Origin of the sequence: Stenotrophomonas sp. Sm6012 (assembly GCF_030985895.1) — a bacterium.
GTDB classification, from domain to species: Bacteria; Pseudomonadota; Gammaproteobacteria; order Xanthomonadales; family Xanthomonadaceae; genus Stenotrophomonas; species Stenotrophomonas forensis.
On sequence record NZ_JAPTFX010000226.1, the window covers coordinates 1 to 4174 of the forward strand.

Here is a 4174-nt window from a genome sequence, read left to right on the forward strand (position 1 = left end):
GTCGTCGCCTACCGCATTCCGGTGGGTACCGACCATTGGTCGGTACCGCATCAACATCGCCTTACGGCTTTACATCCACCCACACCAGGTGGTGGTCGCTGCCGTCGGCGATCTTCGCTTCCGGGCTTTCATTGGCCGGCCAGAAGATGCCGCTGCCGATGTACTCGAAACCGGTCGAGGGCAGCACGTAGTCCAGGCGCATGGTGCCGGATTTCGGGCCGAAATCGCCGGTGGCATGGAACGGCGCGCCCTTGCGCGCGATGCCCTTGGCTGCATAGGCCAGGCTGGTCTGCTCGCCGCCGACGCTGCGCGGGGTGGGGTAGCGCAGCACGCGGGCGTTCTCGATCAGTTCGACGATCGCTTCATGGCGGCCATCACCATCGACCGGGTCGTTGTTGAGGTCGCCGAGGATCACGAAGCGTGCGTCCTGGGCCAGGCCGCCACACTGGCCCTTGTCGTCGCACAGCCACGGCTTGTCACCCTTGGACAGGTATTCCTGCCACAGGCGCAGTTCGTCGTGGTTGCGCGCGGCATTGCGCTTTTCCGGGCCGTCGAACACCGGCGGCGTCGGGTGCGAGACCAGCGCGTGCACAACGCCGTCCGGCGTCTTCACCGGCACGTCCCAATGTGACTTCGACGACAGCCGCAGCTGCGACCACACGTGGTCGTTGTAGAAGCTCTGGCCGGTGCGCGGATCAACCGGACGGATCGCGCCCGGCATCGTGCTCCACTTCAGCAGCTGGAAGCTGCGCACCTTGGCTTCGTCGATCGGGTAGCGCGACAGCACCAGCATGCCGTACTGGCCCGGGTGCAGGCCGTAGCCCCAGGCATCGTTGCCGCGGCTGCGGCCTTCGCCGCCGACCACGCCGTTGTTGTCCAGGTCCAGGCCGCTGGGAACGCCGGTGTTGACCGGGGCCAGGTAGCGGTAGGCGAAGTGCAGCGGCTTGCCGCCGCCGGGCTGGGCCACTTCCAGGTAGCGCTTCTGGAACAGGTCGGCGGCGCGGTGGGCGTCGTCGAAGTCGAACTCGTTCAGCAGCACCAGATCCGGGCGCACCTGCTGCAGCACCGCGGCGATCTTGCGTGCGTGCTCGCTGTCGCCTTCCAGTTCCTTGATCAGGCCACCGGCGTCATCGGAGTACAGCGAGGTGTTGTAGGTGGCCAGGCGCAGCGCAGCGGACGGCTTTTCGGTCATCGCAGGGGAGGTGGCGAAGGCGGGGGCGGTGGCGCCGCAGAGCAGGGCCAGGGCGAGGATCAGGGGTTTGGCGTTCATGGGCCGTATTGTGCACCCGGCCCGGTGTCAGCGGTTTGTCAGCGCCCGTCCAGATCGTTGTCGAAATCGTGCCAGCGGCGGCCGTCGTAGGCCTCCAGCGGATGGAAGCGGCGCTTGTAGTCCATCTTCTGGTGGCCGCGGATCCAGTAACCCAGGTAGACGTGCGGCAGGCCCTCGCGGCGGGCCCATTCGATCTGCTGCAGGATCGCGAAGGTACCCAGCCCGCGCGCGGCGTGCTCCGGGTCGAAGAAGGTGTAGACCGCCGACAGGCCGTGCTCGGTGACGTCGGTCACCGCCACACCCAGCAGCTGGCTGGGCTGGCCGTCGTGGCCGGGCAGGCGCATCTCCATGAAGCGGGTGTGCGACCAGCTGCCGATCAGGAACTGCTCGAATTCGTGCGGGCCATGGTCGTCCATGCCACCGTTGGCGTGGCGATGCACCAGGTAGCGGTGATACAGCGCAAACAGGTCGTCGCGGGCGGTGGCGGCGGTGATCCGCACCTCCAGGTCTTCATTGCGGGCCGCGCAACGGCGCTGGCTGCGGTCCGGGGCGAAGCGCGCCACCGGGATGCGCACCGCCACACAGGCCTGGCAGTGCGCGCAATGTGGCCGGTAGACCAGGTCACCGCTGCGGCGGAAGCCCCAGCTCAGCGCCAGCGGGTACAGGCCGCCGAGGCGGCGGTCGTGCGGGTCCAGCACCAGGTCGCGCGCCACCCGGTCCGACCAGTACCCGCAGGGGTGCTCGCCGGTCTGGAAAAGTCGCAGTTCGTCGTCTCTGTCGCCATGCATCGCCATGGGCACAGCATAGCCCCAGCCCGTCGCAGTGGCGGCGACTGTCCGCCGGATGAATGGAACCGGCAGCGGCGTCAACCGATGTCGCGCCCGGGCGTTGTTGTCCCCCGAGGGTGAAGTGATCACCCCGACGCTGTTCCCATCCCCAGGAGTGACCTCATGATCCGTACCCCCCTGCTGCTGGCCCTGCTGCTCGGCACCTCCGCTTCCGGTATCGCGCTGGCGGCCGACACCCCGACCACGCCGGCGCAGCGCCCGGCCAAGCTGGACACCAATGGCGACGGCGTCATCGACCGCAGCGAAGCCGCTGCCAACCCGCGTCTGGCGGCGAAGTTCGACGAACTGGACAAGAACAAGGACGGCAAGCTCTCGCGCGATGAACTGCCGCGCTGGAAGCACGGCCGTCGTGGCCACGGCGGCGAGCGCTGGGCCAAGCTGGACGTCAACAAGGACGGCCGCATCAGCCGCGAGGAAGCCAAGGCCGATCCGCGCCTGGCCGCACGCTTCGACCAGCTCGACCTCAACAAGGACGGCTACCTGGACAAGGCCGACCGCGAGCTGCGCGTGAAGCAGATGCGTGATGCCTGGTTCGCCGCGGCCGACACCAACAAGGACGGCCAGTTGAGCAGGGCCGAGTTCGATGCGGCCAAGCGCCCGATGCACGGTGGTCCGCGTCAGGGCGGCCCGCGTGACGGCGCCATGCCGAAGCCGCAGCGCTGAGAGCCAACGCATTGATCGACGACAACGCCGGCGCACTGCCGGCGTTGTCCGTTACAGGCGGCCGCTGCGTACCAGCGAGTACAGCACCAGTGCGATCACCATCAGGTTCATGGCGATGATGCCGGTGCGGCCGTACATCGACTCGTATTTCCAGTTGATGCCCGTGCGCCCGCGCCGTGCCGAGTCCCGCACGATCATCGGCGCCATCACCCGCTGCAGGGGTACCAGGCACTGGTAGTTGACCACGCCCAGGCCGACCGCCAGCACCGCCAGCTGTGCCCAGACCGGCACCTGCAGCATCACTGCCAGCAGGATCGCCAGGCACCAGAACATGCCGGTGGTGATGTTGAGGTAGAGGAAGCGACGCACGTCGGCGCGCTCGGCATCGGTCTCGGTGTACGACATCAGGAAGCGCCCGCCCAGATAGCTGCCGACCGCTCCGCCAATCACGCCACCGATGACCGCGCCCCAGCTTTCCGCCGGCAGCACGTGCAGCTGGCCCAGCGTGGCGGTCAACGAGCCCAGCGCGGTGCCGCCTGCCGCACTGGCGCCGCCGAGGCCGAGCTTGCTGCCGCCGATGCCGACGCCGGTGCCGAGCAGGATCGCCGCGCTGGCGGTGCCGGGCGCGGCCACCAGCACCATCGACACCACGGCCGTGGCGAACGCCGCACTCGGGGCACTGCTGCGGGCGAATTCGCCGAAGCGTTGCAGCAGGCCGTCACGCACCTGGGCGCGGGCACGCGACAGCCGCTTGCGCACGGCGGCGTCGCTGAGCCCGAGCAGGTCGGCTACCTGTTGCGAACGCTGGCCTTCGCGGTAGTACAGCAGCAGGACTTCGCGGCTGTCGGCCGGCAACGCGGAAATGATGTCTTCGGCGGCGATCTCTTCTTCCACCCGCTGCAGCCGGTCGGCGGCACCTGGCGCCGGGTCGGCGGCCATGCCCAGCGCCACTTCGGCCGCCTCGCCGGTCAGCGGCCGGCCACGCTGCGCACGCAGCCAGTCGCGGGCCAGGTTGCGGGTGATCTGCCGCAGCCAGGGCAGGAAGCTGGTTGAACTGCGCAGCTGGTGCAGCTGCTGCCAGCCCTTCACGAAGGCTTCCTGGGCGATGTCCTCGCTGGCCTGGCGGTCGCGGGTGATGGCCAGCGCGATGGCGGTGACCGTGTTCTGGCAGGCCAGCACGATGCGGCCATAGGCATGCTGGCAGCCGCCGGCGGCGGCTGGCAGTTCGCGTTCCAGGGTCTGGTCGATCGATGCGGCGAAGGTCGTCACGGCGGCGGCTCTCCTGCTGGGATTGTGTCCCATGACGGAACCGCGCGCGAAGTGTGACCGGCCTTCAGTGCGGTAGTGCCGGCCGCTGGCCGGCAACCTCAACAGCAAGAGCGGGCTTTCCGTG

Annotated in this window: 4 protein-coding genes; 1 reads left to right on the top strand and 3 read right to left on the bottom strand. The window is 68.8% G+C overall.

Features of this window, described 5'->3' with window-relative positions:
• Nucleotides 1-61: 61 nt before the first annotated feature.
• Nucleotides 62-1270 (bottom strand): endonuclease/exonuclease/phosphatase family protein, encoded by a 1209-nt coding sequence (locus O0J73_RS21670; RefSeq protein WP_006424268.1) that lies wholly within the window; start codon nucleotides 1268-1270, stop codon nucleotides 62-64.
• Nucleotides 1271-1308: 38 nt separating this feature from the next.
• On the bottom strand, nucleotides 1309-2064 hold the full coding sequence (locus tag O0J73_RS21675) for an arginyltransferase (protein WP_133934105.1): 756 nt from the start codon (nucleotides 2062-2064) through the stop codon (nucleotides 1309-1311).
• A gap of 156 nt (nucleotides 2065-2220) precedes the next feature.
• On the opposite strand from O0J73_RS21675, the gene O0J73_RS21680 reads away from it, so the two are divergent.
• Nucleotides 2221-2781: an EF-hand domain-containing protein gene (locus O0J73_RS21680; protein ID WP_197565097.1), complete on the top strand. Its 561-nt coding sequence runs from the start codon at nucleotides 2221-2223 to the stop codon at nucleotides 2779-2781.
• 51 nt (nucleotides 2782-2832) lie between these two features.
• Here the strand turns inward: O0J73_RS21680 and O0J73_RS21685 are convergent, their stop codons facing one another.
• On the bottom strand, nucleotides 2833-4050 hold the full coding sequence (locus O0J73_RS21685; RefSeq protein ID WP_197565098.1) for a sigma-70 family RNA polymerase sigma factor: 1218 nt from the start codon (nucleotides 4048-4050) through the stop codon (nucleotides 2833-2835).
• Between the last annotated feature and the right edge of the window lie 124 nt (nucleotides 4051-4174).

Bases quoted from the DNA above. Each gene is read 5' to 3' on its own strand.
- O0J73_RS21670 (WP_006424268.1), bottom strand. From the start codon at position 1,270: ATGAACGCCAAACCCCTGATCCTCGCCCTGGCCCTGCTCTGCGGCGCC.
- O0J73_RS21675 (WP_133934105.1), bottom strand. From the start codon at position 2,064: ATGGCGATGCATGGCGACAGAGACGACGAACTGCGACTTTTCCAGACC.
- O0J73_RS21680 (WP_197565097.1), top strand. From the start codon at position 2,221: ATGATCCGTACCCCCCTGCTGCTGGCCCTGCTGCTCGGCACCTCCGCT.